Here is a 24,986-nt window from a genome sequence, read left to right as displayed (position 1 = left end):
ATTGGCAGGGGCTCAGGCGACGGCGACGCTGTCGTCGACGATGCGCAGCCAGCGGCTGCGACGCTGCGGTTCTGCATACTCGACCAGACGAAGACCAGCCATGATGTCGTCCCAACGCGGGTGGTTGGAAGCGGGCAGGGTGGCCTCGCCGATTCGCATCAGAACATTCCACGTCATCGGCTGGACGTTGATGCTGCCCCCATCGGACACGCCGCGCAGCACGCGCATGACATAATCGATGTCCTGACGCGAAATGCCGCGACGTTCTACCGCCCGCACGAGGCTGTAGCCGCCGATCTTTCTGTCGATCGCCAAGCGGAGCTGATCGAGGGCGAAAGCGCGAAGCTCATCAGGAACATAGTTCGCGATGTCGATAACATGCTGGACCAGTTCCAGTTCCAGGGGCGAGTTGACGACGCCGTCGGTTGCGACCATGCGCATCAGCCATGCGACGTTGATCTCATCGAGGCTGCCTTGCGGATAGCTGTAATTGACGATGAATGCCGCCAGTTGCTCGACGAAGAAGGTGTTCCACTCCGGGCATTTTTCGGGGCACGAGTTGTTCAGCGCCAGCATGACGACGACGTCGTCAGGGGTCCGGATTCCCTCCGGAAAACTATGTTTGCGCAATAGGCTGATGTCATCGACAGTCAGCCGATGCTTCCCGGCGATTACACATGCCGGAAAAGCGAGTCGAAATTCGCTCATCTTTTATCTCCAAGCTTCATCATGAAGCCAAGACGATGCTTACAGCCAGCGAATTGACGTTCCCTCAACGGGTGCGGTTAACGAAACCTTCGACGGTTTACGACGCTTTTAGCGACCTCGCCTGAACGCGTTCGCGCCAGATTATGAACAGGCCCGAGGCGACGATGATCAAGATGCCGATCCACTTCGAGAAATTCGGAAAGTCTCCGAAAAGCGCGTAGCCGAGCACCGTGGCCGAGATGATTTCGAAATATTGAAACGGTGCGAGCAGCGAAAGCGGGGCCATTCGGAAGGCTTTGACCACGATCATGTGGACATAACCGGAGAGCGATCCGAGAATCAGCAGTAGAACCAGCCCAAGCACCGACGACGGCAGGGAGAGTTCGAAGTCAGGCACGCCCAGCCCGCCTCCAATGGCAAGCGCAACCGACATGAACAAGGTGCCGCCTATGCCCGCCATGGTCTGCATCGTCAGCGGCGAATCGGCTGTCCCGATTGCGCGATTCATAAAAAGATACAGTGCGAACAGAAATGCGCAGCAAACCGGGAGCAACGCCTTCAGGCCGAACACCTCGTAGCTCGGCTGGATCACGATCATCGCTCCACCGAAACCGACGACGATGGCCGTCCAGCGCCGCCAACCGACCTTATCGCCAAGGAAGAGTGCCGACAGGCCAGCAAGCATGAACGGCTCCACGAAATAGATCGCAAAGACATCTGCCAGCGGCATGTACTTCACTGCAGCGAAAAAAAGCAGGCTTGCCGCGCCGTGCAATGCGCCGCGAAGCAAATTCATCCAGGGACGCTTCGCCGACAGCGCGCCCCAGCCGAACATCAAAAAGAGAATCGGCAGGGTGCAGAGCAGCTGAAAAAAGAATCGGTAGAATGTGACCTGACCGGGAGACATGGCCTCGAAGGTCGCCATGTATTTCGCGATCGCATCCATCGCCGGCAGCACAAGCATGGCGCCGGCCATCAGGGCCATGCCCTGCAAGGGATTATGATGATCGGAAGGATCGTTCATGCGAGAGATTTCTTCATTGGCTGAGGTTCAGCCGTCAATGATAAATATCTCTCTCAAGAAGAGATGGTGCGGTCGAGAAGACTCGAACTTCCACGGGTTGCCCCACAGCGACCTCAACGCTGCGCGTCTACCAATTCCGCCACGACCGCATCGTGGTAGGTGCCGGTTTGTGCCGGCGACGCAGCATGTAGCAAAAGGTTTTTCGGGACACAAGGGCCATGTGACAGATTTTTTCAAACACGGTGACAGTGTTTGAATCGAAGCCGAAACAGAGCCATATAGACAGCCATACGTGCCCGCCGGGAATGTCCGGGCCGGGTGGCAAGGAATGGCTATGTTACGCACAGATCTCGACTTTTCCATGTTTCCCACCGCCGGTTCGCCCCCGGTGCGCTGGCGCATTTCCGATGGGCTGGTGCCTTACGAAGAGGCTGTGGATATCATGGAGCGGGAGGTCGCAGCGATTTCCGAGGGTGGCGATGAACTTGTCTGGCTGCTCGAGCATCCGCCTCTCTATACGGCCGGAACCAGCGCCGATGCGAGGGATCTGGTGCAGCCCGACCGGTTTCCCGTTCATCAGACCGGGCGCGGCGGCGAATACACCTATCATGGCCCCGGCCAGCGCGTCGCCTATGTCATGCTGGACCTAAAGCGCCGCCGCCAGGACGTGCGGGCGTTCGTTGCGGCACTAGAAGAGGTCATCATTCGCACGCTCGATTCGATGAATGTTCGGGGCGAGCGGCGGGAGGATCGCGTCGGCGTTTGGGTCAGGCGCCCGGACAAGCCTGTGTTGCCCGACGGATCAATGACCGAGGACAAGATCGCGGCACTCGGCATCCGTCTGCGAAAGTGGGTGACGTTCCACGGATTGTCCCTGAACGTCGAGCCCGATCTCGATCATTTCGGTGGAATCGTACCGTGCGGGATATCTGCCTATGGCGTGACGAGCCTGGTGGATCTCGGTCTTCCGGTCATGATGACCGATGTCGACACGCGGCTTCGCGCTGCGTTCGAATCGGTATTCGGTGCGACCACGACCGACATCTGTCGTCCATAAACTGAAGTGGCATAGATGAGGGCAGGGTTCCTGCCCTCATAATCCCCGAGCAAAGACCTACTTGTCGCCGACCTCGCGGCAGGCGTCGGAATGGGATGCTCCGCTATCGCCGCCCGCCGTGTGAACCCGGCCGGTTGGGGTGGACGGGCAGTCGGGAAGCGGCTTGATGCTGCCCGTGGACATCTTGTCAACAGACGGAGACATGCGAACGGGAGCGAAGCCATCGCTGTCGTTCGTGTAGTCGTTCGAATATTCCGGTGCCTTGTGCTTTGCATAGTGAATAGGCTTCGATGGCGCAACCTGTACGGGAGCAAAGCCGTCACTATCGTTGGAATAATCGTTCGAGTACTGGGTTGTGCGAAGGCGGTTCCGGCCAGGCCAAGGGCAAGAATTGCAGCCGCTGCGGCAAATCGAATATGCATCGTGCTTCTCCTCAATCCATCGTTGCAAACAACGTGACTTCCAACCCTCGGCGAAACCAAGTTCGCGCCTCAATTAAGGCGGGATTGTGAAGGAAATCGCCGCAGCCATCCCACGATTTTTCAAATGAAATCACGGACGCGCGACCTGGATTTGATAGAACTTGATGGAACCTTCCTATGGACACGGATTGCGGGGAAGGAGCAATTAACCGCAATCTAATGGAGATTTCATCGTAGTATGCAACTTAACTATGACGAGTGTTTGCCACCACGCCGTTTGCAAAAGCCGAATTGGCGGATCGCAGCAGCTCTTCGATCAAATCCGATGTGAGTTCGTCGAAGTGTGAGATGATCGTCGTGGGCTCAAGCGTTGCCACTGGCACGTCGGAATAGCCGAAAGGCACCGCGATCGATGGTATCCCGGCATTGCGGGCCACAAGGATGTCGTTGATGCTGTCGCCGATCATCACGCAGCGAGACGGATCACCGCCGGCGCGCTCGATCGTTCCAAGCAAGTGACCGGCATCGGGTTTGCGCATGGCGAACGTATCGCCGCCGGTGATGGCATCGAAGTGGCTGGTCAATTGGAGGCGATCCAGAAGCGTGCGGGCGAGACCTTCGAGCTTGTTTGTGCAGACAGCGAAACGGTATCCCTTGCTTTTTAGGTGTTCCATCGAGCGGATGAGGCCGGGGTAGGGGTGCGTCTTCCCCGGCATGTTCTGTGTGTAATGCGCGATGAAGCGGTTAAGCAGCGCGGGCAGCTCTTCATCTGTCAATGGATGCCCCTGAAGCCGGCAGGCTCGCTCTATCATCACCTTGGCGCCATGCCCGACGAGATGGGTCAGGTCTTCATATCGCACGGGAGCAAGCTTCAATGCCGCGATCGTATGGTTCAAGCTCTCGACAAGGTCGGCATGTGTATCGAGCAATGTTCCGTCGAGGTCGAAAACGATCAGTGCAGGTGCCATGGATTTGATCCGCTTGCTATCTGTTGTGTTCATTCCGACGTAGGCGATGATCTCGGCAAACGCAACGTTGCAGCTACTTTACTTGGTACAGCAAAAACTCCGGCGGATTTCGAAAAGTGGTGGCGTTATTTGGCTTTCGTTTGCAGGACGAGGCGTGTAAACAGCTCATCCAACGTAACATTTGGAGTTAGCGGCGCATGGATGCCCGCGAAATGAAAATTAAAGCCGCCGAGGCCGCACTTGCTCACGTCGAGTCGGGAATGCGGCTTGGCATAGGAACGGGAAGTACCGCCGAGGAATTCGTGCGCCTGCTTGCTGAGAAGGTGGCACAGGGTTTCAAGGTCGAGGGTGTTCCGACATCGGAACGGACAGCAAGGCTGTGCGTGGAGCTCGGCGTGCCGTTGAAGTCTCTCGATGAACTGCCGCAGTTGGATCTGACAATCGACGGCGCCGACGAACTCGACGTCGCTCTGCGTCTGATTAAGGGCGGTGGCGGTGCTTTGCTTCGCGAGAAAATCGTCGCCGCGGCATCCGAGCGGATGATCGTGATCGCTGACGAGAGCAAGCTCGTACAGACACTCGGGGCATTCGCGCTGCCGATCGAAGTCAATCAATTCGGTCTCGTCGCCACGCGCATCGCGATCGAGAAGGTGGCGTCGAAGCTTGGTCTTACCGGAGCGCTTTCGCTGCGCAAATCGGAAGACGGAAACTTCATGACCGACGGTGGCCACTATATCGTCGATGCATCTTTTGGCCGCATTCCTGATGCAGAGGCGCTTTCAAACGAGCTGAATGCAATCCCAGGTGTGGTTGAACACGGACTCTTTCTCAATATGGCCACGCTCGCAATTATTGCCGGTCCGGCGGGTGCGCGCACGCTGCAGGCAAACAGGTAACAGGAGCTATGAAACTCATGATTAAATTGGCAGGCCTTGGCCGTTTTGCCGCTGCGACCATCATTCTTTCCGGCGTAGCGATGGGTGCCGTTCAGGCCCAGGAAGCATCCCCTGAGCAGCTCAAGGCTGCCAAGGCTGCAATCAACGCGATCGGTGCAACGAGCCAGTTCGACAATATCCTGCCCGGTCTGGCCGAGCGTCTGAAGGCAGACCTCATTCAGGATTCGCCGAACTACCAGGACGCCATCACCGAAGAAGTCGACAAGCAGGCGCTGGCTCTTGCGCCGCGCCGCGCCGACCTCGAGAAGGAAGCCGCACTGACCTACGCCAAGGCGTTCACGGTGGAAGAACTCAACGCAATCGCTGAGTTCTACAATTCACCTGTCGGCCAGAAGCTCCTGAAGGATGGTCCTATTGCCTCGCGTGAGACGGTAAAGGCTGCCGACATCTGGGCACAGGGCATTTCGCGTGACCTGCAGAAGCAGACGAGCACCGCTCTGAGTAAGGTCGTGAAGGCGCCGCCGGCTGCTACGGCTGATCCGGCAGCGGCTCCGGCGGAAAAGCCCGCCGCAAAGCCGGCTGCAAAGCCCTGATTCTTTTAGACCCACGAATTTCGAGAGCCCGGCATTGTCCGGGCTTTTGTTTTGGTTGGCGCCGACACTATATCAGGCGCATTCCCTTCTGCGATTCCTTCCGGAGTTTCTCATGACATCCTACGACTACGATCTTTTCGTCATTGGCGGCGGTTCTGGCGGCGTGCGCAGCGCCCGCGTAGCGGCGTCGCTCGGAAAGAAGGTCGCGATCGCGGAGGAATACAGATACGGCGGCACCTGCGTCATCCGCGGCTGCGTGCCGAAGAAGCTCTTCGTCTATGCCTCCCAGTATCGCGAGCACTTCGAGGATGCGGCGGGTTTCGGCTGGGAGGTCGGCGCAAGCTCATTCGACTGGAAGAAGCTTATCGCCGCCAAGGACGCGGAGATTGCAAGACTTGAGGGGCTCTACAAGAAGGGCCTCGCCAACGCCAACGCGGAAATCCTGGAAACGCGTGCCGAACTCGTCGATGCACACACCGTGCGGCTGGTTAAAACCGGCGAGACGGTCACGGCGAAAACGATCGTGATCGCGACGGGTGGCCACCCGAACGAGCATCTTGCTCTGCCGGGGCACGATCTCTGCATTTCCTCCAACGAAGCATTTCATCTGGAAGACTTGCCGCGTTCGATCGTCATCGCAGGCGGCGGTTACATCGCGGTCGAGTTCGCGAACATTTTCCATGGGCTCGGGGTCGAGACGACGCTGGTCTACCGGGGTGCAGAAATTCTGTCGCGCTTCGATCAGGACCTGCGCCGCGGGCTTCACGAAGCGATGACGGAAAAGGGCATTCGCATCCTGTGCCACGACACCTTGGAAAAGGTCTCGAAAGGCGACGACGGACTGCTGGTCGAGACCCTGAAGAACGGCACGCTCAATGCCGACGTCGTGCTCCTGGCGCTCGGACGTGTGCCAAACACCGAAGGTCTCGGGCTGGAGGCTGTCGGCGTGAAGACGGACCAGCGGGGCGCGATCGTTGTTGACGAATACTCGAGAACGAGCATCGACAACATCTACGCGCTTGGTGACGTCACTGACCGGGTACAGCTGACGCCGGTCGCAATTCATGAGGCGATGTGCTTCATCGAGACGGAATACAAGAACAATCCGACGAAGCCGGACCACGATACGATCGCAACCGCTGTGTTCTCACAGCCCGAGATCGGAACCGTGGGTTTGAGCGAAGAGGAAGCGGGCAAGCGGTACAAAGAACTGGAAGTCTACCGGGCCCAGTTCCGCCCGCTGAAAGCAACGCTGTCAGGCCGCACCGAGAAGATGATCATGAAGCTGATCGTCGATGCCGCCAGCCGCAAGGTGGTTGGCGCGCATATTCTCGGGCACGACGCCGGCGAAATGGCGCAGCTGCTTGGCATCACGCTGAAGGCCGGCTGCACCAAGGACGATTTCGATCGTACGATGGCCGTTCATCCGACGGCGGCGGAAGAACTCGTCACCATGTATGCGCCGAGCTACCGCGTCCGGGACGGGCAGAAAGTTTAAGCTGCGTCCTCAGCTCGTCAGGCGTGGCGTCCTGATGACCTTGAGGAAAAGGGCCTTCATGGCGTCGGCGATACCCTCCGTCGGCGTCACTTCGAAGTAGAGGCCCGGCGTCGCGCAGTCCTTCATCTTCGTCGGGATTTCGCTCTGGAAGGGCTTGATCCAGCTGTTGTACCAGCTGTTCTTGGGCAGCGGCAGGTAGGTCGTGTAGAGCACCGCGATCTTGACGCCCCGGTCTTTCAGCGGCTTGCAGAAAGACGTGTCGATCGGCTCCTGGCAGCGGTCGCCGGTCTTGGCTTTGGTGCAGTTGGTCTTCTTGCTGTCACCGACGCCGTCAGACACGAAAAACAAAATCTGCTGGGGCTGAGATGAATTTGCACCATCGCCCGATGTACCAATGATCTTGTTCATCTGGGTTAAGGCGCTGTCGAAGCTCGTCTGCTGGTCGTTGTTGTAGCCCTGGTAAGGGATCGACATCAGCGTGACGGCATTGGTGTAGGTTGCAACCTGGTCGAGGTTGGAGATCGGTGACGAGATCGTCGTCAGCGTCGCGTCTTCCGCCTTTGTGCCGAACGTATAGACGCCCATCTTGAACTGATTGTCGGCCGTACGCTGCGTTTTTGCCGTTGCTGTCAGCTGCTGCGTTGCCTGGCGCACGACGTCGACGCGCAACGTCACCCCGTTCTGTCGCGCGATATTATAGTAGCTGTTCTTGTCCTCGACCCCTGCCGTCGAAACGATGTGGCAGGCGAAAGCGCAGGTATCGGATGTCTTGCGTTCCATTGTTGCGACATCCGCCGGCGTTGCGCCGACACCCATTGAGGGGTGTTGTCGATCAGGATGTAGAAGTTCATGAACGATGCCGTCTGGAACATCGCCGTCGCGGTGCCGGAAATCGGAATGCTCTTCTGGCCAAAGAGCTGCATGAACGTCGTCGGAACATTGGCGCTGAACGAGACCGAGGCGTTCAACCGGTTTGCCGCGCGGGTGACCTGGGTGTCGAGCGTCACCTGGTTGGCCGTGATTTCCCCCTGCATCTGTCCGGAAAAGATGCTGCGCGCATCGTCCTGACCGACCGAGATCGGACCATCGGCGGTCATCGCCATCGCGGCGGCAGCGGCAGGGGATTTTTCGGAAATCGCGCCGATCGCTGCCGCGTCGGCGGCGGAGTAGAGCTGAGTGCGCAAGCTCAACGCATGGGAGAAGTCGATTGCGGTGCCTGCCGCGCCGATCAACGGCACGACGAGGATGGCGGTTATGACGCCGAAGTTCCCGGAACGGTCGCGGAAGAAACGCGAGAAGCCACGCAAGATGCTAATCCCATGGTTTCACCATCACATCGGTGTTTCAAAGCGGGATCTTCATGCCCGGCCCTCATGCCTGTCTTCTAGGCTAAAAAATTGAATCAGATACGAAATGTCTTGGTTAATCGAATCTTGAGGGCTTGGCTAAGAATGCTGGAGAGCCAGGGAGCCGCCTCCAATGCAAACGCTGCAACGCCGCTAGGCAAGGGGGCGCTAAAGGTTTATAAGCCGCGCAACATTTTGGGCAGGAACTTCCCGCGGCTCGCGCGGATGGTTGAAACAGGTGAGTAAGATGGCACAGAATTGGACCCCGAGCAGTTGGCGGCAAAAACCGATCCAGCAGGTGCCGGACTATCCGGATCAGGCTGCATTGGCGGCAACTGAAGCTCAGCTCGCCTCTTATCCTCCGCTGGTTTTCGCCGGTGAGGCTCGCCGTCTGAAGAAGCATCTTGCAAATGTGGCCGAGGGCAACGGTTTCCTGCTGCAAGGCGGCGATTGCGCCGAAAGCTTCGCCGAGCACGGCGCTGACAATATTCGCGACTTCTTCCGCGCCTTCCTGCAGATGGCCGTCGTTCTGACGTTCGGTGCGCAGCTTCCGGTCGTCAAGGTCGGCCGCATTGCCGGTCAGTTCGCCAAGCCGCGTTCGTCCGGTATCGAAACACAGAATGGTGTCTCGCTGCCGAGCTATCGCGGCGACATCGTCAATGGCATCGAGTTCACCGAAGAGGCCCGTATCCCCAATCCTGAGCGCCAGGCGATGGCCTATCGCCAGTCGGCCGCGACGCTCAATCTTCTGCGCGCGTTCGCGATGGGCGGGTATGCCAACCTCGAGAACGTGCATCAATGGATGCTGGGCTTCGTCAAGGACAGCCCGCAGGGCGAGCGTTATCGCAAGCTCGCTGGCCGTATCAGCGAAACCATGGACTTCATGAAGGCGATTGGCATCAGCGCGGAAAACAATCCGAGCCTGCGCGAAACCGATTTCTTCACCAGCCATGAGGCGCTGCTGCTGGGTTACGAAGAAGCCCTGACGCGCATCGACTCCACCTCGGGCGACTGGTACGCGACCTCAGGTCACATGATCTGGATCGGCGACCGTACGCGCCAGGCCGATCACGCGCATGTCGAATACTGCCGTGGCATCAAGAACCCGATCGGCCTGAAGTGCGGCCCTTCCTTGCAGGCCGACGATCTCTTGAACCTGATCGATATCCTCAACCCGACCAATGAAGCCGGTCGCCTGACCCTGATCTGCCGTTTCGGCCATGACAAGGTTGCCGATCATCTTCCGCGTCTGATCCGTGCGGTCGAGCGCGAGGGCCGAAAGGTCGTTTGGTCCTGCGATCCGATGCATGGCAACACGATCACGCTGAACAACTACAAGACACGCCCGTTCGAGCGGATTCTGTCCGAGGTCGAAAGCTTCTTCCAGATCCATCGTGCGGAAGGCTCGCATCCGGGCGGTATTCATATCGAGATGACCGGCAAGGACGTCACGGAATGCACCGGCGGTGCGCGCGCCCTGACCGGCGAAGACCTGCAGGATCGCTACCACACCCATTGCGATCCACGCCTCAATGCCGACCAGGCGCTCGAGCTTGCATTCCTGCTGGCTGAACGCATGAAGGGCGGCCGTGACGAGAAGAGATTGGCCGCAAACGCCTGATCTTTCTGACTGCGGAAAAAATTGAAGAAGCCCGGCGATTGCCGGGCTTTTTTATTGGACCAGAACAGATTGCTGGCAACGGGCGTCGGTCATCCGCACGTCCGCCTCACCGATCTTGATGCCGAGCATCAGGAGTGTGTTGTAGAGCAGTTCATCGAGCGGTGCCGTCGCGCCCGACAGCGTGTCGGCGATCGCCGACATTACGGCCTTGTTGGTCCCAAGTGTAATGAACAGTAGCTGTATTTCTATGTCCGTGTTTTTCAGCAGCGACTGGACGGCCGAGGTCAGGCTGTCTCGGGTGGAGACGTTCTTGATCGTCTTTGCGGCAATGTCAGTGCTTTGGAAGCCCAATCGGGTTTTCGAGGTGTTCGTCAAATTAATATCGGCCATGCCGGTGACGCGCAGAAGGTTCGCGTCGATGATTGTTGCCGGCGTCACACGCGGCTTGGTGCCGAAGTTTGCCATGGCTGAGGGATCTACATCGCCAAGAGCGATTTCAGCGACGCCCGGGACGACATCGACGCCAATGCTCGCATTCTTGGGATTGCCGCCCAGGCAGCTGAAGGACGCCAGCTTTGCTTCGGCATAGGCTGCCTCGACATAAAGCGGCACACGCACCTTGAGACCCGCGATCGAGGAAAGGCCCGGGATGCTTGCCTCTATCGCGAGGCGAATTTGTGCAGTTCGGACTGCTGCGCCCGTGGCGCCGACGGCATTGAATGCAATGCCCTTGGGCCGTTCGCCGATCGAGAGTTTCAGGGTGATACTTGTCAGCCCGGGCACCGTGCCGGCAAGATTGATCGCCACCTGGTTCTTCTGGTTTGCCGCCATCGCGGTCGCCGAGAGAATATCCATGACGGTCGCATTGACGAGAAGATGCGAGCCGCTGCCGATCACTCTTTCGCTCATGGGACCGAGATCAACCAGATCCTTGAGCTTCACCTTCAGCTGCGTCGATCCCAGACCCTTCTCAAGAGATGTGAGCACCTTGGTAACGGTCGAGGAGAGGCTCTGCGTTTTGCCGAGCGTATTCAACAGCCGCGGATAGGAGATGTCTGTATTCAGCAGATCATCGTAAGTCGCCGCCTGCAGATTGAGGCTCGTGGCGAGCAGATCCAGATAGGACAGGAGATCGACGTCCGCCGACGCGAGGGCTTCGTAGTCGGCCACCTTTAGCGACACGGTCGTACCGAGCAGGCTGCCAAGCAGCGCATTCAGGACACCACCGTTCAGACTGGCGAGACGTGAACCGATCGAGAAGGCCGCGATTTTCGAGGCAGAGGCGGTTCCGACGGCGCCAAGTGTCGGAGGGGTTGCAAACGACGCAGCGAATGTCAGTTCGGCCTTCTGCTGCACTGCAACCTTTACGGCATCGTACGGTTGGACGCCGGCGACAAATCTCTGCGCCGCCGCCACTGTCGGGTCGGCGACATAAACGCCAGGCGTGTACTGAACCACAGCGTCGTACTGAGAGAGCTTCCCGGTGTCGGAGGGGAGACTGCCCGACGGCGTCAGATAGCCATTGGTGGTTTTCACGGCAACGTTGAGGCCGTTCTTTTGGAAGCTCGCGACCAGATTGGAGGATGCATTGGCGATGTCGGAGGCAGCGACGATTGCGCCGATATCGCTCAACTGCTGCAGCCGCCGCTGTTGCAGCGTCATCATGCCGTAGTCGACGCCAAGCGCGAGCGTATAGAGGATCAGCGGTGCACAGAGCGCCGCCATGATCGCCACATTCCCCTCCCTAGCGGCAAGGAAATTGACAAGAGACCGATTCCTTACAGTCATATGCCACCCATGCGGATCGTCGCAAAACGACGAATTGTCGTGCTTGGAAGCGGAAATGTATAGAGATTCCAGATAGGTAGTGCGCGCGCGTCGTATTCCGTGGTGACCGTGAACTGGTTGCTGTTTTGTGGATCGGTTGCCACTGTAACCTGCAGCTTCTTCCGGTCGATCAGCGGATCGTTCAGCGTCGAGACGGCGATGTAGTTGTTGACGAGCGTGACGCGCTCTTGCTCCGAGATGCCGGCAACCGCCGTGCGCGCCGCGTCGGCGGTAAGCTGCTGCAAGGCGTGGGCGGCACTTAGATAGATTCCGTAGGCGATGAGCGTCAAAACGACCAGAAGGAATAACGGCGCCACGATCGCAAATTCGATGGCGGCAGCGCCTCGTGTACTCGACAGGAGGCGGCGAATGGTATTCATGATGACCACTCCTTACGCTGGTCGAAGCACGTTCGACGACAACCCAAGGATACATTATCATTTATTAAGTTTTGCTTACCTAATAAACCCACTGCGTGCATTCTCATCGAGAGGGCGCGATGGTAAGCTTTCGCGGGAAAGTGGTGCAGGTATGGTTTTCGCCCATTTTTTCAGGTGCTTGGCGCAGGCTGCTTCGCGGCCCAGTGGATCGACTGATCCAGTTGGGCAAATTTGGCCGCCTGCCAATAGAAATAATCCTCTATGAAAATTTGGGACAGCCATAGGCGCCCGCGGACCTTTTCCCAGCCGAGCAACTTGTCGGCTTCGGCCTTTTTGAACATCCGCTTCAGATTCGTCAGCGAGATTCCGAACTCGGTCGCGATCTCCGTCGGGCTTACCCCATCGAGGACGACGCGATCGTGCTCCCGGGCATCATCGGGCAAGCGACTGATGAGATCGTGCAGCACAAGCCCTCCGATATCCGACCATAGGAAATGGCCGATGCTCTCACGCGGGTGCTTCCAGGCGGCATCACGTATCAGGGCAGTGGCAGCGTGCGGTTGCGCCAATGTGAAGAGGTCGGGCTTCGCCTGGGTGACAGCCGCCCGGTTTCCACCGTCGAGCTGATCCAAGCAAGCCATGTGCCCGAGGAACCAAGAGAACATGGCTTCCTCGCTCGCGTCGGTCGTTTCAAGACGACGGACGCGCCTGTCGGGTGTTTCATCCGGCACGTCGCGCAGGAAGCGATAGGCGACCAACTCGGCTAGAAACGACGCAGCGGTGTTCCTGCTCGCGACATCGAATTCCACGGCCGCCTGCATCAGCCTGCTTGCAGTCAGCCCCGAGAGGGGATCGCTTCGATCACGACCTGCGTGCATGGCGAACAGCGTCTGCGTCAACAACCACTTGCGGTGCGATGCTGCAAGCCGCGCCAGGCGTGGTGTCTTCCTGTGTATCTCGATCAGGTGGAGCGCTATCTTTCGCTCGATAGCGAGGAAGGCGGGGTGATGCAGTATTTCCTGACTGTCGTGCAGCTTGCCGACGAGCCTGGGTCGAGAAGCGAGCGTATGAAATTCATCCATTTTCTTTGTAACAATGTATCGACGACTAAAGTTGGCTACTGGAATATTTGAAGTACAATTTCAATGCTCTACTCACCGACAAGCAGAGATCGTAGCAATATAGTTAAGCGGCGCCCGCCGGATCAGTCCGGGATCTTCTGATGCAACCTGGCAATTTCCTCCCGCAAAGCCGCGATCTCGGTCAGCACGTGCATATCGATCTTCTGATGAAGCGACAGTACTTCCAGCTCGGCCTTGAGATTGACCTCATAGTCCTTCGCGGCTTCGAAACGGTCACGTTCCGCCTGCCGGTTCTGCGACATCATGATGATCGGCGCCTGGATGGCAGCCAGCATAGACAGGACGAGGTTAAGGAAAATGAAGGGGTAGGGATCGAAGGCACGCGTCAGGAGGACGACCGTGTTAACGATGCACCAGAAGACCAGAAAAGCCAGGAAGGCCAAAATGAAGCTCCAGGAGCCTCCGACCCGCGCGATCGAGTCGGCGAGGCGCTCGCCGGATGTGGATTCGGCCTTTAGCGCGGCGTTTATGTCCGTGGAAATGATCTTGCGCTCGTGCGCTTTGGCGAGCACGCGCTTCTCTATGTCTCCAAGTTCATCGGGGGACTTGCCGAAGTGGATATGAACAAAATTGGGCAGGTTATGCATGGATCGACTCCCGATACGCTCTTCGATTTTCGGGGCGAGTATTCCTTTATGGCGTCAAATTGCAATCGACCATTAAGTTAGGTTCCGGAATCTTCAGTGCCTGCTGTCTCGGGGAAAAAGCGGGCGCGTGACTGCGCCTTTCCGAACATGATGTCATGCTGCAGATAGCGATAGTCGCGAACCAAGGGATCCAGTCCTGCTGGCTTCAGTACCCAATCCGGCGTCGGCGTGCCGTCGCGGGCGATAAGCTGATAACGATCGACGATCGGATACTTCTTCTGCATCCGGCCCAGGAAACCGGTATAGTAGGGGTGCTCGTAGCCAGCGAATTTCAGGAGATGATACGGCAACATCGACGGGCTGACAGTGCCCACATCGCTCTTGCTGCCCTTCCTGTTCGACCAGATGACCAGCGGCGTCTCGTGTTCCTTCTTCATCACCTCTACCGGCGCCTTGCGGGTGGCGACCTGGTCCGGCATGTAGCCGGTCGTCATGTAGACGCTGCCCAGCGGAGGAAGGTGATCTCCCCACAGGATGATGATGGTCTCGCGATCGCGCTTTGAGGCCCACTCTGTCAGCATCCTGAAGCTGTCGTCGGCTTCCTTGATGCCTTGGGTGTAGGTCGTAAGCGTTGCCCGCTCGGCATCGTTGAGGTTGCCCTGGATGTCGATGCTGTTGTTTGCGTAGCGGTTCGGCTCGTAGGGGCCGTGACCCTGGAGGGTAACCCCGAAAAAGAAGAAGGGACGATCAAGCCCGTCGGCTTCCTGCATGATCTCCTTCATCAACGAGTCGTCTGAAGCGAAAATGCCGCGCTTCTCCATAGCAGGCATCGTTTCCTCGCTTCTGAACTCCTCGAAGCCGAAATCCTTGTAGACCTCGTTGCGGTTCCAGAACCAGCCGCTGAAGGGGTGAAGCGCGCGAGCGACATATCCCTCGCTGCGGAAGAACGTTGCGAGCGACGGTACGTCGGTGCGGATATACTGCTGATAGGGAATGCTGCCGTAGGGCAGGAAAGCATTCGAGAAGCCGGTCAGCGCCTCGAATTCGACATTGGCGGTCATGCCTCCGAATTCCGGCGAGAAGACATAGCCTGACTGCGCGGCGCGAATGTTCGGCATCGGGTCGGCGGAAAGCGTGACCGAATTCAGCCGCGTCGGGTCCCAGAAGGACTCGCTCATCAGCATGATCACATCCGGCTTTTCGCTCGGCCCGCGCAGGTAGCCATAATTGCGAGCGGGAATGGCGTCGAGCGCCTGGGAGCCGAACCCGCTCGGTGCTGCGACATCGGCCATCGGCACGTTGAAGATGAAGGCCAGGATGAAGCCGTTGCTGCGATAGTTCTCTTTCTGGTCCCACATCATGGGCACGACCTGCAGGCGGTCGCGGATCCACGAGTACTGCGAGTAGTCCATCAGCGAGCCGAATGCGAAAATGACCGGCAGGCCGAGGCAGAGGCGGCGCACGCGCGCCTTGTGAGACACCCTCGGCAAATGGCGCCAGCAATAACGCCAGGCCATAACGAGGCCAGCCGCAAAGACGACAATGCCGATGACGAGCGCCACCGCTGTCAATGGCCGGTCCCGAACCATGACGGGCAGCAGTTCTACGATCTGGCGACCGAACAGCACGTCAGACGGATACAGCGGATCGCTGAGATAGTGCTGCTTCTGATTGGAAACGAAGGCCGGAATCAACACCAGCGGCACGATGATCAGAACGGATTGGAAGCGGCGGCCGAACGCTGCGTCGAGAGACAGCATCAGGACGGTGAGCATCACGACCGTCGTCATGCCGGGACGTGCCGTCGATGTCAGGAAATCACCGACGTCGGTGAGGCTGCCGCGAGCAATTATCTCCACCGCAATCGTGGCGAACAATGCGATCAGCGTCGAGAGGAGAATGCCGATCCCAGCGCGCACTGCGGACGAGCGGATGCTTGCGTCGATCCCGGAATAGAACGACACGACGCGCACCGCCGCTCCGGATCTAATTACTTGCGCGATCAACGCCTCAACTCCAACGTCATGAAAACTTCATGGAACTGTCACATCCGCGTCATGAACGCTAGATGAACCGATTAAGTTTCCCGAGATTGCGCAGCTTTTTATCGTTGTAGGCCAATGGCGTAGGGGGAGGGCGTCGCATTGCCGTCCTTGCGCAGGGCTGCCGCCTATCGTAGTTGATGATCACCACCCGGCAGCGAGGAGGACGAAGTGCGGAGTTCGGTTGAGATTTACAATGTACGAACGGGCGAAACACGGATCGTTTGGCAGACGGAAGAACTTGTCGAGGCGCCGAATTTCGCGCCCGACGGACGCTATCTCCTGCTGAACGGCAACGGGCGCCTCTACCAGCTGTTGCTCGACGGATCCGGCCGTGTTGAGGAGGTCGATACAGGCTTTGCCGTCACGTGCAACAACGACCATGGTATTTCTCCCGACGGATCGCAGATCGTCATCTCCGACAAGACCCAGTTCGGCAAGTCGACGATCTATGTCCTGCCTATCGAGGGTGGGACACCGCAATTGGTGACACCGAAGCAACCTTCCTATTGGCACGGGTGGTCGCCCGACGGGAAAGAGCTTGCCTACTGCGGCATCCGCGACGACCTTTTCGATATCTATACGATTCCGGTCAACGGCGGTGAGGAGCGACGGTTGACGCACGGCGAAGGCCGCAACGACGGGCCGGACTATTCTCACGACGGTCGATGGATCTACTTCAATTCAAGCCGCACCGGGCTGATGCAGATCTGGCGTATTCATCCTAACGGCAGCGGCCTAGAGCAGGTCACGCACGACAATTACGGCAACTGGTTTGCGCATCCGGCGCCTACGAACGACAAGGTGCTGATCCTTTCCTACGACCCCGATGTCTTCGATCATCCCGCGATCTAAACGTTCGCTTGCGGATGATGGACATGGACGGCGGCAACCTCACCACCCTGTTCGAGCTTTTTGGAGGGCAGGGCACCATCAATGTTCCGAACTGGTCACCTGATGGTGACGAGTTTGCCTTTGTGCGTTACTTCCCGGTACCGGACTGACCGCTTGCGCCAACCGGCCGTTCCCGGCATAGAGGCGGTGTCAGGTGCCCGCGACAAGGCGGGAGAATCGGGAATCCGGTGAAAAACCGGAACGTGCCCAACGCTGTAAGGCTGACGTTTGCCGCATGATACCACTGGTCCAACCGGGAAGGCGCGGCAGACGGACGACGCCAAGTCAGAAGACCGGCCCGACAATCATTGACTGCCCCGCGTGGACGGCGGGCGGTGGTATTGTTGGGGATTAACGATGCGACCAAACACGTTGGAGCCGCTCGCAAGAGCAGGCGCTTTTGCGCCGGATGAACAAGAAAGCGTCTACAAGGCGATCAAGACCAGGCGGGATGTCCGGTCGGAATTTCTGCCCGATGCCGTGCCGGACGAGGTTATACGCCGTCTGTTGGACGCCGCCCATCACGCGCCGTCTGTCGGCTTCATGCAACCGTGGAACTTCGTTGTCGTCAAGGACGACGCCGTGAAAACCGCAGTCTGGGAAGCCTTCAATCGGGCAAATCTTGAAGCTGCGGAAATGTTCAGCGGCGAGCAGCAGGCGACTTATCGTTCGCTCAAGCTGGAGGGTATCAGAACCGCGCCCCTTGGGCTCTGCGTTACCTGCAACCCGGACCGCTGCGGCGACGTCGTGCTCGGGCGCACTCATAACGCCCGCATGGACTCCTATTCGACCGTCTGCGCGATCCAGAACCTCTGGCTTGCCGCTCGCGCTGAAGGGATCGGCGTCGGCTGGGTAAGCATTTTTCGGGAAGACGAACTGAAGCATATTCTGGGCGTGCCGGAGCGGATCGAGATCGTCGCCTGGCTGTGTATCGGTTACGTCGACCGGTTTTATAGCGAGCCCGAACTTGCCGTAAAGGGATGGCGCCAGCGATTGCCGCTGGAGGAGCTGGTGTTCTCCGATCACTGGGGCGAGAGGGATCCGGAATTCGCGTCGTCTATTGCTGCTGCGGCTGAGGTCCCTCCACGGCCGGGTTCTTGAGGTCGATGGTTCCCTGATCGCCCGCCAGGAATTTCGGGCCGACCTGCCGGACCTTGTTGCTCTGCGGATCGTAGGGCCGGTCCGGCACCTGCGGCTGTGGTGCTGCTGCCGGGGAAGCGGGCGTGCTGGTAGCCGGCTTGGTCTCGATCGTCGTGATCGATCCTTTCTGCGGAGGCTCTGCGGTCGCCGACTGGCTCTTGCGCATGCGCTCGTAATAGCCGTTGAGATCACATGTGCACGACGTCTTCTCGCCGGGCTTGCGGTTCTTGTAGGCAAAGGCGTTCGGCATGGCACTATAGGAGGCGCCGGTTCGCGCGGATATCATGTTCGACGTCTCGGTGTTCGAGACGTCGTGATAGAAGAGTTCGGTTTCGATCCCCGGGCACATTTTCGAACATGTCTCGGCATCGCGCGCGAAATCGAATGAGGTGGCGTTTGGAGTGATCGGGAAGAAACCGCCGTCACAGGTACGGACGCAGACGGTGTTCACGTGGGACTGGCCCTGCGTGCCTGATGGGTAGGGGCGCTGCATCTGGTTGAAACTGGGTGGAATGAAGGTGTCGTTTCGGCCAGCCTGGTCCTCGACCCCAGGCGGCTGATCGTCGTTGCGGCCCCAATCGGAAAAATCGGCGTTGTTGCAGCCATTCTCCTCCAGCGCGGATAGCAATTCGTTGCGGGTGCGCGTATCGTCGCTTCGTGCGCGCGCACCGTCTCGCTGGTCCTGCAGATAGCGGATATTGTCCACCATCCGCGCCTCGGCCTGCTCGAGTTCGCCGCAATAGTCGGCGTTCTCCCCACCGACCACAACCATGCTGCCGGCGCTGCAGCCATTTCGGCGCAGGTCCGTGCGCAGCTTGCGAAGTTCCAGATTCTGTTCGGCGAGCGCGCTGGCGTATTTGCGAACTTCGGGCGTGTTGCCGATCACCTCGGGCAAATCGGCAAGACGCGCCCGCAAGTCACCGCAGATTGGTGCGACTTGCGCATAGGCGGGGGTGGAAAGAGCAATCAGAAGCGCAAAAGACAGGTTCCGGCGTTTCAAGGCATCGTCCCGCGGATAAACGACAAACGTGAGAGGCGGCATCACCGCCTCTCCTTCCTAGCCTGTTTATCTTAACAAGCTGCCGCCTGAACCCTAACGCATTTTCCCGATTTGTGCCAACTCACGCCGGCTGGGAAGCCTCGACGACCGCGAGCGCCGCCATATTCACGACGCCGCGCGAGGTAACCGACGGCGCCAGAATGTGCGCGGGCATGGCCGCTCCGAGAAGGATTGGGCCGACGTGCAGGCCGTCGATCATCGACTTGACGACGCCAAGCGTGATGTTGGCCGCATCGAGGTTCGGGAAGACGAGCAGGTTGGCTTCGTCGTGCAATGTCGTGTCCGGCATGACGCGCTTGCGCAAAGCCTCGCTGATCGCACTTTCACCATGCATTTCGCCGTCCACTTCAAGCTCCGGAGCGCTGTCACGCACCAGCTTGAGTGCCGCGCGCATCTTCGTGGCGCTCTCGGATTCACGCGATCCGAAATTCGAGTGCGATACGAGTGCAGCGCGTGGCGTGATGCCGAAGCGCTTGATCTCTTCGGCGGCGAGAACCGCCGATTCGGCAACCTCTTCGGCCGTCGGATTGAATGTCACATAGGTGTCGGTGAAGAACGTGGCGCCGCGCTGCGAGATCAGGAGGCTCAGTGCGGAGAAGTCGCGGACGTTCTCGCGCTTGCCGATGATCTGGCGAACATCGCGCAGGTGTTTTTCGTAACGTCCTTCGAGACCGCAGATGAGGGCATCCGCTTCACCACGCTTCAGAGCAAGCGCACCGATAACGGTCGTGTTCGTACGAACGATCGTGCGAGCCGCTTCAGGAATGACACCGCGGCGACCGACGAGCGAGAAGTAGAGGTCGACATACTCGCGGAACCGCGGATCGTCTTCGGGGTTAATCACGTCGAAATCGGACAGCGGGCGAATGCGAAGACCATAGCGCTGCAAGCGCGTCTCGATGACCTGCGGGCGGCCGATGAGGATCGGCTCCGCGATGCCTTCTTCCAGCAAGACCTGGGCGGCACGCAGTACGCGCTCGTCCTCACCTTCCGAGAAGATCACACGCTTCTTTTCGGCATTCTTCGCAGCGGCAAAAATCGGCTTCATGACGAAGCCGGAGCGGAAGACGAAGCGGTTCAGCTGGTCGAGATAAGCGTCGAAATCTGCGATCGGGCGCAGAGCGACACCGCTTTCGGCGGCAGCCTTCGCAACGGCCGGCGCGATACGCAGGATGAGGCGTGGGTCGAACGGCGACGGAATGAGGTAGTTCGGCCCGAAGATCGGGGTTTCGCCCGAGTAGGCGCGGGCGGCGACATCGGAAGGCTCTTCGCGCGCAAGTGCTGCGATGGCGCGAACCGCCGCCATCTTCATTTCTTCGTTGATCGTGACGGCACCGCAGTCGAGCGCGCCACGGAAGATGAAGGGGAAGCAGAGTACGTTGTTGACCTGGTTCGGGAAATCCGAACGGCCGGTGCAGATCATGGCGTCCGGGCGTGCCGCACGCGCAAGATCGGGCATGATTTCAGGCGTCGGGTTTGCGAGCGCCATGATGAGCGGCTTCTCCGCCATCTGTGCCAGAAGTTCGGGCTTCAGCACACCTGCGGCTGAGAGGCCGAGAAACACATCGGCGCCGCCGATGTTTTCCGCCAGCGTGCGTGTGTCGCTCTTCTGCGCATAGACGCTCTTCCACTCGTCCATGAGCTCCACGCGACCTTCGTAGACGAGGCCTTCGATGTCATGAACCCAGATGTTCTCGCGTTTTGCGCCAAGTGTTACGAGAAGATTGAGGCAGGCGAGGGCAGCCGCGCCAGCGCCAGAAGCGACGATCTTGACCTCATCGATCTTCTTGCCGGCCAGTTCGAGGCCGTTCAGGATGGCGGCCGCGACGATGATCGCCGTGCCGTGCTGGTCGTCGTGGAAGACCGGGATCTTCATCTTTTCGCGCAGGCGGCGCTCGATCTCAAAGCACTCAGGCGCCTTGATGTCCTCGAGATTGATGCCCCCGAAGGTCGGCTCCAGGGATGCCACGGTCGCCACCATCTGGTCGACGCTTGTGGCATCAACCTCGATATCGAAGACGTCGATATTGGCGAATTTCTTGAAGAGAACCGCCTTGCCTTCCATGACCGGCTTCGAGGCGAGCGGGCCGATGTTTCCGAGACCGAGAACAGCCGTGCCGTTCGAAATGACGGCCACGAGATTGGCGCGCGAGGTGTAGTCGGCAGCCGTTTCCGGATTGTCGCGGATGGCGAGACAGGGCGCCGCAACGCCCGGAGAATAGGCGAGCGCGAGGTCGCGTTGGTTACCGAGTGGCTTGGTGGCCTGGATCTCCAGCTTGCCCGGACGGGGATAGCGGTGGAAGAAAAGCGCCTGCTCATCGAGGCTCCCGCCTGCCACGTTCTTTTCCGTCTTGGGTTTGTCGTGATGATCCATCATCGCCTCCGGCTGCCGCATGCTGTCTTTTGGAGTGCCTTCAATACATCAATCGAACTGCCGTAACAGTCAGAATTTCAGAAGCAATGGCGAAAAGCGCGCAATTGTGAGGCGTAGCGCGGACGCTGACGCTCGCAGCGGTGGGAAGACTGCCGCTATGTCATCTTCCTGAAACACGAGTCTGGTTTTCAGGGGGCAGATGAAGCATGGGGCACAGGTGGAATGCCTGTGAAGGAAAATATGGATACCCGCCACTTCCGTACGCTCTTTATTTCCGACGTGCACCTCGGCTCGAAAGCCGCGAAGGCGGACTTTCTTCTCGACTTTCTGAAGTATCACGATGCCGACACGATCGTCCTCGTCGGCGACATCGTCGACGGATGGCGGTTGAAGCGTAGCTGGTATTGGCCGCAAGACTGCAACGACGTCGTCCAGAAGCTGCTCCGGAAGGCACGCAAGGGGACGCGTGTCGTCTATATCCCCGGCAATCACGACGAGTTTCTCCGTGATTTCCCCGGCATGCATTTCGGCGGTATCGAAGTTGCCGAACGCATGATCCATGACACCGCCGACGGCAAGAGATATCTCGTTCTGCACGGTGACGAATTCGACGTCGTCGTCCGCAACGCGCGTCTGCTCGCCTATCTCGGCGACTGGGCCTACGACATGGCGATCATGATCAATATCGGTCTCGCCGCCGTTCGCCGTCGCCTCGGCATGCCATACTGGTCGTTCTCGGCCTGGGCAAAGCTTCAGGTCAAGCACGCCGTCAACTTCATCGGCGAGTTCCAGAGAGTGGTCGCCGACGAAGCCAGGAAGAACAATGCTGATGGTGTGATCTGCGGTCACATCCACCACGCGGTCATGGAAGACATCGACGGCATTCGCTACATCAATACCGGTGACTGGGTGGAAAGCTGCACTGCCATCGCCGAGCATCAGGACGGAACATTCGAACTGATCGAGTGGCGCCAGATCGCGGATAGCCTTCCGCTGGCGCTGCCGGTCAACCCGCAGGGCGAGCTGGCACAACAGGCTGCCTGACGTTTCTGACCAACGGGATACCGACGCCTTTAAGGCGTCGGAGCGTGGCATCACCGCGACAGATTAGATTTATTTTTGAAAACGATTTGGCGGGCTATTTCTCGCCATAGTCGCTCGTAGGTTGATGTGTTAGGCAACGGTCAGTTTCCTTACAGGTCTACCAATGATTCCCGCTCAAAATCCTTCCTCGGGCGAGGGCGCGCCTGCGCACTTTCGATTGCTAAGTGCCCTATCTTATTGTGCGCCGCTCCTCGTCAACGGTGTGGCCTTGCCGTTCTTCCCGGTGTGGCTTGCCCTTCATGATTTCAACGACCACGAGATCGGGATGATACTGGCGGTTCCGATGGTCGTCCGCGTTCTCGTGGCGCCTGTCGTGGCCATGTACGCAGACCGGATGAAGGAGAGGGCGGACGTTCTCCTGTTTTCCGGCGGCCTGTCGTTGCTGACGGCCATTGCGCTCTATTGGACAACAACCTTCTGGCCGGTTCTGCTCGTCTATACGCTCCAGGGGGCGACCTTTTCCTTCTACGTGCCTGTTGTCGAATCGATCGTGATTTCGGGTGTTCGCCGCTGGGGGCTGGACTACGGCTCGATGCGGGTATGGGGATCGGTCGCGTTCATCGTCTCCACGCTGGTCGGCGGGCAGCTGGTCGGGCGCTGGGGCGGCGAAATGGTCCTTCCTGTCATGACGTTCGGTTTCATCATGACCATTGTCATGGCCCTATATTGCCCGCGGATCGGACCGACGCGGCGGCGCGGCACGCCGGTCGACCTTCCGGCGGCCACCGGGAGTTCCCTGAGGCAGCCTCATCTTCTGGCCTTGCTCATCGGCGTTGCGATCCAGCAGTCCAGCCACGCCGTGCTGCAGGCTTTCGCCACGCTCTACTGGCACGAACTCGGCTTTTCGGGAACACAGATCGCGTTGCTCTGGAGCGCCGGCGTCGCCGCGGAGGTGACGGTCTTCTTTCTTTCCAGGCGCCTTAACCGCCGGTTCGATGCATGGACACTGATCCGCTTCGGCGCGGCCGTGAGCGTCTGTCGGTGGATTCTGTTTCCGATGCACTGGGGATTTGCAGGCTTCTTCCTGCTTCAGTGCCTGCACTCGTTTACCTACGCCTTCGTCCACACCGGCGTACAGCGTCGCATCGTCGCGTCGGTCCAGGAGACGCAGGAGTCTTCGGCGCAGGGCGCCTATTTCTTCTATAACGGCATGTGCATGGGGCTGATGACGATCGCCGCGGGTTACATCTACGCGGCACTCGGGCTGGCAAGCTATTATGTGATGGCGTTCGTGGCGCTGGCCGGCCTCGGCCTGATCATCGTCGCCTACTACCTTCAGCCCCAGAGATCTCTTTCGGGTGGCCAGACGAGAGAGGCAGCGTAGCGCAAGCCGGGCTGCCGATCCCGGGCCAGTAACAGCGGGCCATCGAGATCGACGAAATCGGCATCCTGCGCAAGCAGGACCGCCGGCGCCATGGCAAGCGACGTGCCGACCATGCAGCCGAGCATGATCTTGAAGCCGAGCCTCTGGGCCTCCAGCTTCATGGCAAGGGCTTCCGTCAGCCCGCCCGTTTTGTCGAGCTTGATGTTGATTGCATCGTAGCGATCGCGAAGGCTCGCGAGGTCGCCCGTATGATGCACGCTTTCGTCGGCACAGACGAGAATCGGACGTTCGATTTCGGCAAGAATTTCATCCCGGCCGGCTGGCAGAGGTTGCTCGACCAATGCGACCCCCGCCTTGGCTGCAATCTGCAGGTGCCGCGCAAGATTTTCTTCGGTCCACCCCTCGTTTGCATCCAGAATGATCGTGCTCTCGGGCGCGCCGCCTCGGACCGCAAGAATCCGGCTCTCGTCATCGGCGGTACCGACCTTCACCTTCAAGAGCGCGCGATCGGCATTCTTGCGCGCCTGATCTGCCATGAATTCTGGCTCGCCGAGCGAGATGGTGAAGGCGGTCGTGAGCGGATGCGGGTTCTGAAGACCGAGGCTAGCAGCCACCGATTTACCGCTTCTTTTCGCCGCCAAGTCCCATAAGGCGCAATCGACTGCGTTTCTGGCCGCGCCGGGTGGCATTGCCTGCGCCAGATCGCCGAGTTCGAGACCGCCTTCAAGGAGAGGCCGCGTGGCCTCGATCTGCGCCGTGACACTTTCAATGGTCTCGCCGTAGCGACGATACGGAACGCACTCTCCCCATCCGGTGACGCCGCCGTCCTTCAGGACACAGGTAACGACCTCGGCGGTCGTTTTGCTGCCGCGCGAAATCGTGAAGGTGCCGGCGATGGGGAAGGAGCTGGTTTCAATTTCGAGGGACCGTGGCATATTTGCAATCCTGCACGCATAGAAATTTGGTTGGGCTTGAGTAT

19 protein-coding genes, 1 tRNA gene, 3 pseudogenes and 1 riboswitch are annotated in these 24,986 nt (G+C 59.1%); of the genes and pseudogenes, 9 read left to right on the top strand and 14 right to left on the bottom strand.

Annotated elements, in window-relative coordinates:
- Positions 1-12: 12 nt before the first annotated feature.
- The 3 genes from FZ934_RS06870 to FZ934_RS06860 all read right to left on the bottom strand — a co-directional run bounded on the left by FZ934_RS06870 (position 13) and on the right by FZ934_RS06860 (position 1,881).
- Complete coding sequence (locus FZ934_RS06870; protein WP_153270456.1) at positions 13-708, bottom strand: hypothetical protein; 696 nt, start codon at positions 706-708, stop codon at positions 13-15.
- Positions 709-805: 97 nt separating this feature from the next.
- On the bottom strand, positions 806-1,732 hold the full coding sequence (locus FZ934_RS06865; protein WP_153270455.1) for a DMT family transporter: 927 nt from the start codon (positions 1,730-1,732) through the stop codon (positions 806-808).
- Positions 1,733-1,796: 64 nt separating this feature from the next.
- Positions 1,797-1,881 (bottom strand) — tRNA-Leu (locus tag FZ934_RS06860).
- A 179-nt stretch (positions 1,882-2,060) separates the two neighbouring features.
- On the opposite strand from FZ934_RS06860, the gene lipB reads away from it, so the two are divergent.
- Positions 2,061-2,789, top strand: a complete 729-nt coding sequence (gene lipB, locus FZ934_RS06855; protein WP_153270454.1) for a lipoyl(octanoyl) transferase LipB — start codon at positions 2,061-2,063, stop codon at positions 2,787-2,789.
- A 57-nt stretch (positions 2,790-2,846) separates the two neighbouring features.
- On the opposite strand, the pseudogene FZ934_RS28055 reads toward lipB, so the two are convergent.
- Both FZ934_RS28055 and FZ934_RS06845 read right to left on the bottom strand, forming a co-directional pair.
- Positions 2,847-3,211, bottom strand: a pseudogene (locus tag FZ934_RS28055) (hypothetical protein).
- Between the two features lie 245 nt (positions 3,212-3,456).
- Positions 3,457-4,179, bottom strand: a complete 723-nt coding sequence (locus tag FZ934_RS06845; protein ID WP_153270453.1) for an HAD family hydrolase — start codon at positions 4,177-4,179, stop codon at positions 3,457-3,459.
- Between the two features lie 197 nt (positions 4,180-4,376).
- Between FZ934_RS06845 and rpiA the strand changes: the two genes are divergently transcribed.
- From rpiA to gor, 3 genes are all read left to right on the top strand, one after another.
- Entirely contained in the window at positions 4,377-5,075 is a 699-nt protein-coding gene (gene rpiA / locus FZ934_RS06840; RefSeq protein ID WP_153270452.1) for a ribose-5-phosphate isomerase RpiA, read from the top strand.
- A gap of 17 nt (positions 5,076-5,092) precedes the next feature.
- Complete coding sequence (locus tag FZ934_RS06835) at positions 5,093-5,668, top strand: DUF2059 domain-containing protein (RefSeq protein WP_153270451.1); 576 nt, start codon at positions 5,093-5,095, stop codon at positions 5,666-5,668.
- A gap of 112 nt (positions 5,669-5,780) precedes the next feature.
- The gene (gene gor, locus FZ934_RS06830; protein ID WP_153270450.1) at positions 5,781-7,166 is read left to right on the top strand and encodes a glutathione-disulfide reductase; all 1,386 of its coding nucleotides are present in this window, start codon (positions 5,781-5,783) and stop codon (positions 7,164-7,166) included.
- 9 nt (positions 7,167-7,175) lie between these two features.
- On the opposite strand, the pseudogene FZ934_RS06825 reads toward gor, so the two are convergent.
- Positions 7,176-8,473, bottom strand: a pseudogene (locus FZ934_RS06825) (TadE/TadG family type IV pilus assembly protein).
- 286 nt (positions 8,474-8,759) lie between these two features.
- Here FZ934_RS06825 and FZ934_RS06820 point away from each other — a divergent pair.
- Positions 8,760-10,133: a class II 3-deoxy-7-phosphoheptulonate synthase gene (locus FZ934_RS06820; RefSeq protein ID WP_153270449.1), complete on the top strand. Its 1,374-nt coding sequence runs from the start codon at positions 8,760-8,762 to the stop codon at positions 10,131-10,133.
- A 51-nt stretch (positions 10,134-10,184) separates the two neighbouring features.
- On the opposite strand, the gene FZ934_RS06815 is transcribed toward FZ934_RS06820, so the two are convergent.
- The 5 genes from FZ934_RS06815 to FZ934_RS06795 form a co-directional block, all read right to left on the bottom strand.
- On the bottom strand, positions 10,185-11,921 hold the full coding sequence (locus tag FZ934_RS06815) for a pilus assembly protein TadG-related protein (protein WP_153270448.1): 1,737 nt from the start codon (positions 11,919-11,921) through the stop codon (positions 10,185-10,187).
- On the bottom strand, positions 11,918-12,340 hold the full coding sequence (locus tag FZ934_RS06810) for a TadE/TadG family type IV pilus assembly protein (RefSeq protein ID WP_153270447.1): 423 nt from the start codon (positions 12,338-12,340) through the stop codon (positions 11,918-11,920). Before FZ934_RS06810 ends, FZ934_RS06815 begins: the two co-directional genes overlap by 4 nt.
- A gap of 170 nt (positions 12,341-12,510) precedes the next feature.
- Positions 12,511-13,422 carry a hypothetical protein gene (locus FZ934_RS06805; protein WP_246737849.1) on the bottom strand — a complete coding sequence of 304 codons (912 nt, stop codon included), beginning with the start codon at positions 13,420-13,422 and terminating at the stop codon, positions 12,511-12,513.
- Positions 13,423-13,544: 122 nt separating this feature from the next.
- Positions 13,545-14,069, bottom strand: coding sequence for a DUF1003 domain-containing protein (locus tag FZ934_RS06800; protein WP_153270446.1), 525 nt, complete (start codon positions 14,067-14,069; stop codon positions 13,545-13,547).
- A gap of 77 nt (positions 14,070-14,146) precedes the next feature.
- Positions 14,147-16,003 (bottom strand): LTA synthase family protein, encoded by a 1,857-nt coding sequence (locus tag FZ934_RS06795; protein WP_432443613.1) that lies wholly within the window; start codon positions 16,001-16,003, stop codon positions 14,147-14,149.
- Positions 16,004-16,282: 279 nt separating this feature from the next.
- Between FZ934_RS06795 and FZ934_RS06790 the strand changes: the two are divergent.
- Together FZ934_RS06790 and bluB are read left to right on the top strand one after the other, a co-directional pair.
- Positions 16,283-17,115: pseudogene (locus tag FZ934_RS06790) on the top strand (TolB family protein).
- Positions 17,116-17,140: 25 nt separating this feature from the next.
- A riboswitch (cobalamin riboswitch) is annotated at positions 17,141-17,321 on the top strand.
- Positions 17,322-17,362: 41 nt separating this feature from the next.
- Positions 17,363-18,106, top strand: coding sequence for a 5,6-dimethylbenzimidazole synthase (gene bluB / locus FZ934_RS06785; RefSeq protein WP_153270444.1), 744 nt, complete (start codon positions 17,363-17,365; stop codon positions 18,104-18,106).
- Here bluB and FZ934_RS06780 read toward each other — a convergent pair.
- Both FZ934_RS06780 and FZ934_RS06775 read right to left on the bottom strand, forming a co-directional pair.
- Positions 18,063-19,145, bottom strand: a complete 1,083-nt coding sequence (locus FZ934_RS06780; protein WP_153272379.1) for a DUF2865 domain-containing protein — start codon at positions 19,143-19,145, stop codon at positions 18,063-18,065. The two genes, bluB and FZ934_RS06780, sit on opposite strands and share 44 nt — an antisense overlap.
- A gap of 121 nt (positions 19,146-19,266) precedes the next feature.
- Entirely contained in the window at positions 19,267-21,579 is a 2,313-nt protein-coding gene (locus FZ934_RS06775; RefSeq protein ID WP_153270443.1) for an NADP-dependent malic enzyme, read from the bottom strand.
- A 240-nt stretch (positions 21,580-21,819) separates the two neighbouring features.
- On the opposite strand from FZ934_RS06775, the gene FZ934_RS06770 reads away from it, so the two are divergent.
- Together FZ934_RS06770 and FZ934_RS06765 are read left to right on the top strand one after the other, a co-directional pair.
- On the top strand, positions 21,820-22,623 hold the full coding sequence (locus FZ934_RS06770; protein ID WP_056818155.1) for a UDP-2,3-diacylglucosamine diphosphatase: 804 nt from the start codon (positions 21,820-21,822) through the stop codon (positions 22,621-22,623).
- A gap of 163 nt (positions 22,624-22,786) precedes the next feature.
- Positions 22,787-24,007 carry an MFS transporter gene (locus FZ934_RS06765; RefSeq protein ID WP_153270442.1) on the top strand — a complete coding sequence of 407 codons (1,221 nt, stop codon included), beginning with the start codon at positions 22,787-22,789 and terminating at the stop codon, positions 24,005-24,007.
- On the opposite strand, the gene dgcA is transcribed toward FZ934_RS06765, so the two are convergent.
- A complete protein-coding gene (gene dgcA, locus FZ934_RS06760; protein WP_153270441.1) occupies positions 23,959-24,942 on the bottom strand; it encodes an N-acetyl-D-Glu racemase DgcA in 984 nt (327 codons plus the stop codon). The genes FZ934_RS06765 and dgcA overlap by 49 nt on opposite strands.
- Positions 24,943-24,986 lie beyond the last annotated feature (44 nt).

The sequence above is a fragment of the Rhizobium grahamii genome (genome assembly GCF_009498215.1).
Lineage (GTDB): Bacteria > Pseudomonadota > Alphaproteobacteria > Rhizobiales > Rhizobiaceae > Rhizobium > Rhizobium grahamii_A.
Note: the sequence above shows the minus strand (reverse complement) of the source record. Positions and strands in the feature narration are given on the sequence as shown.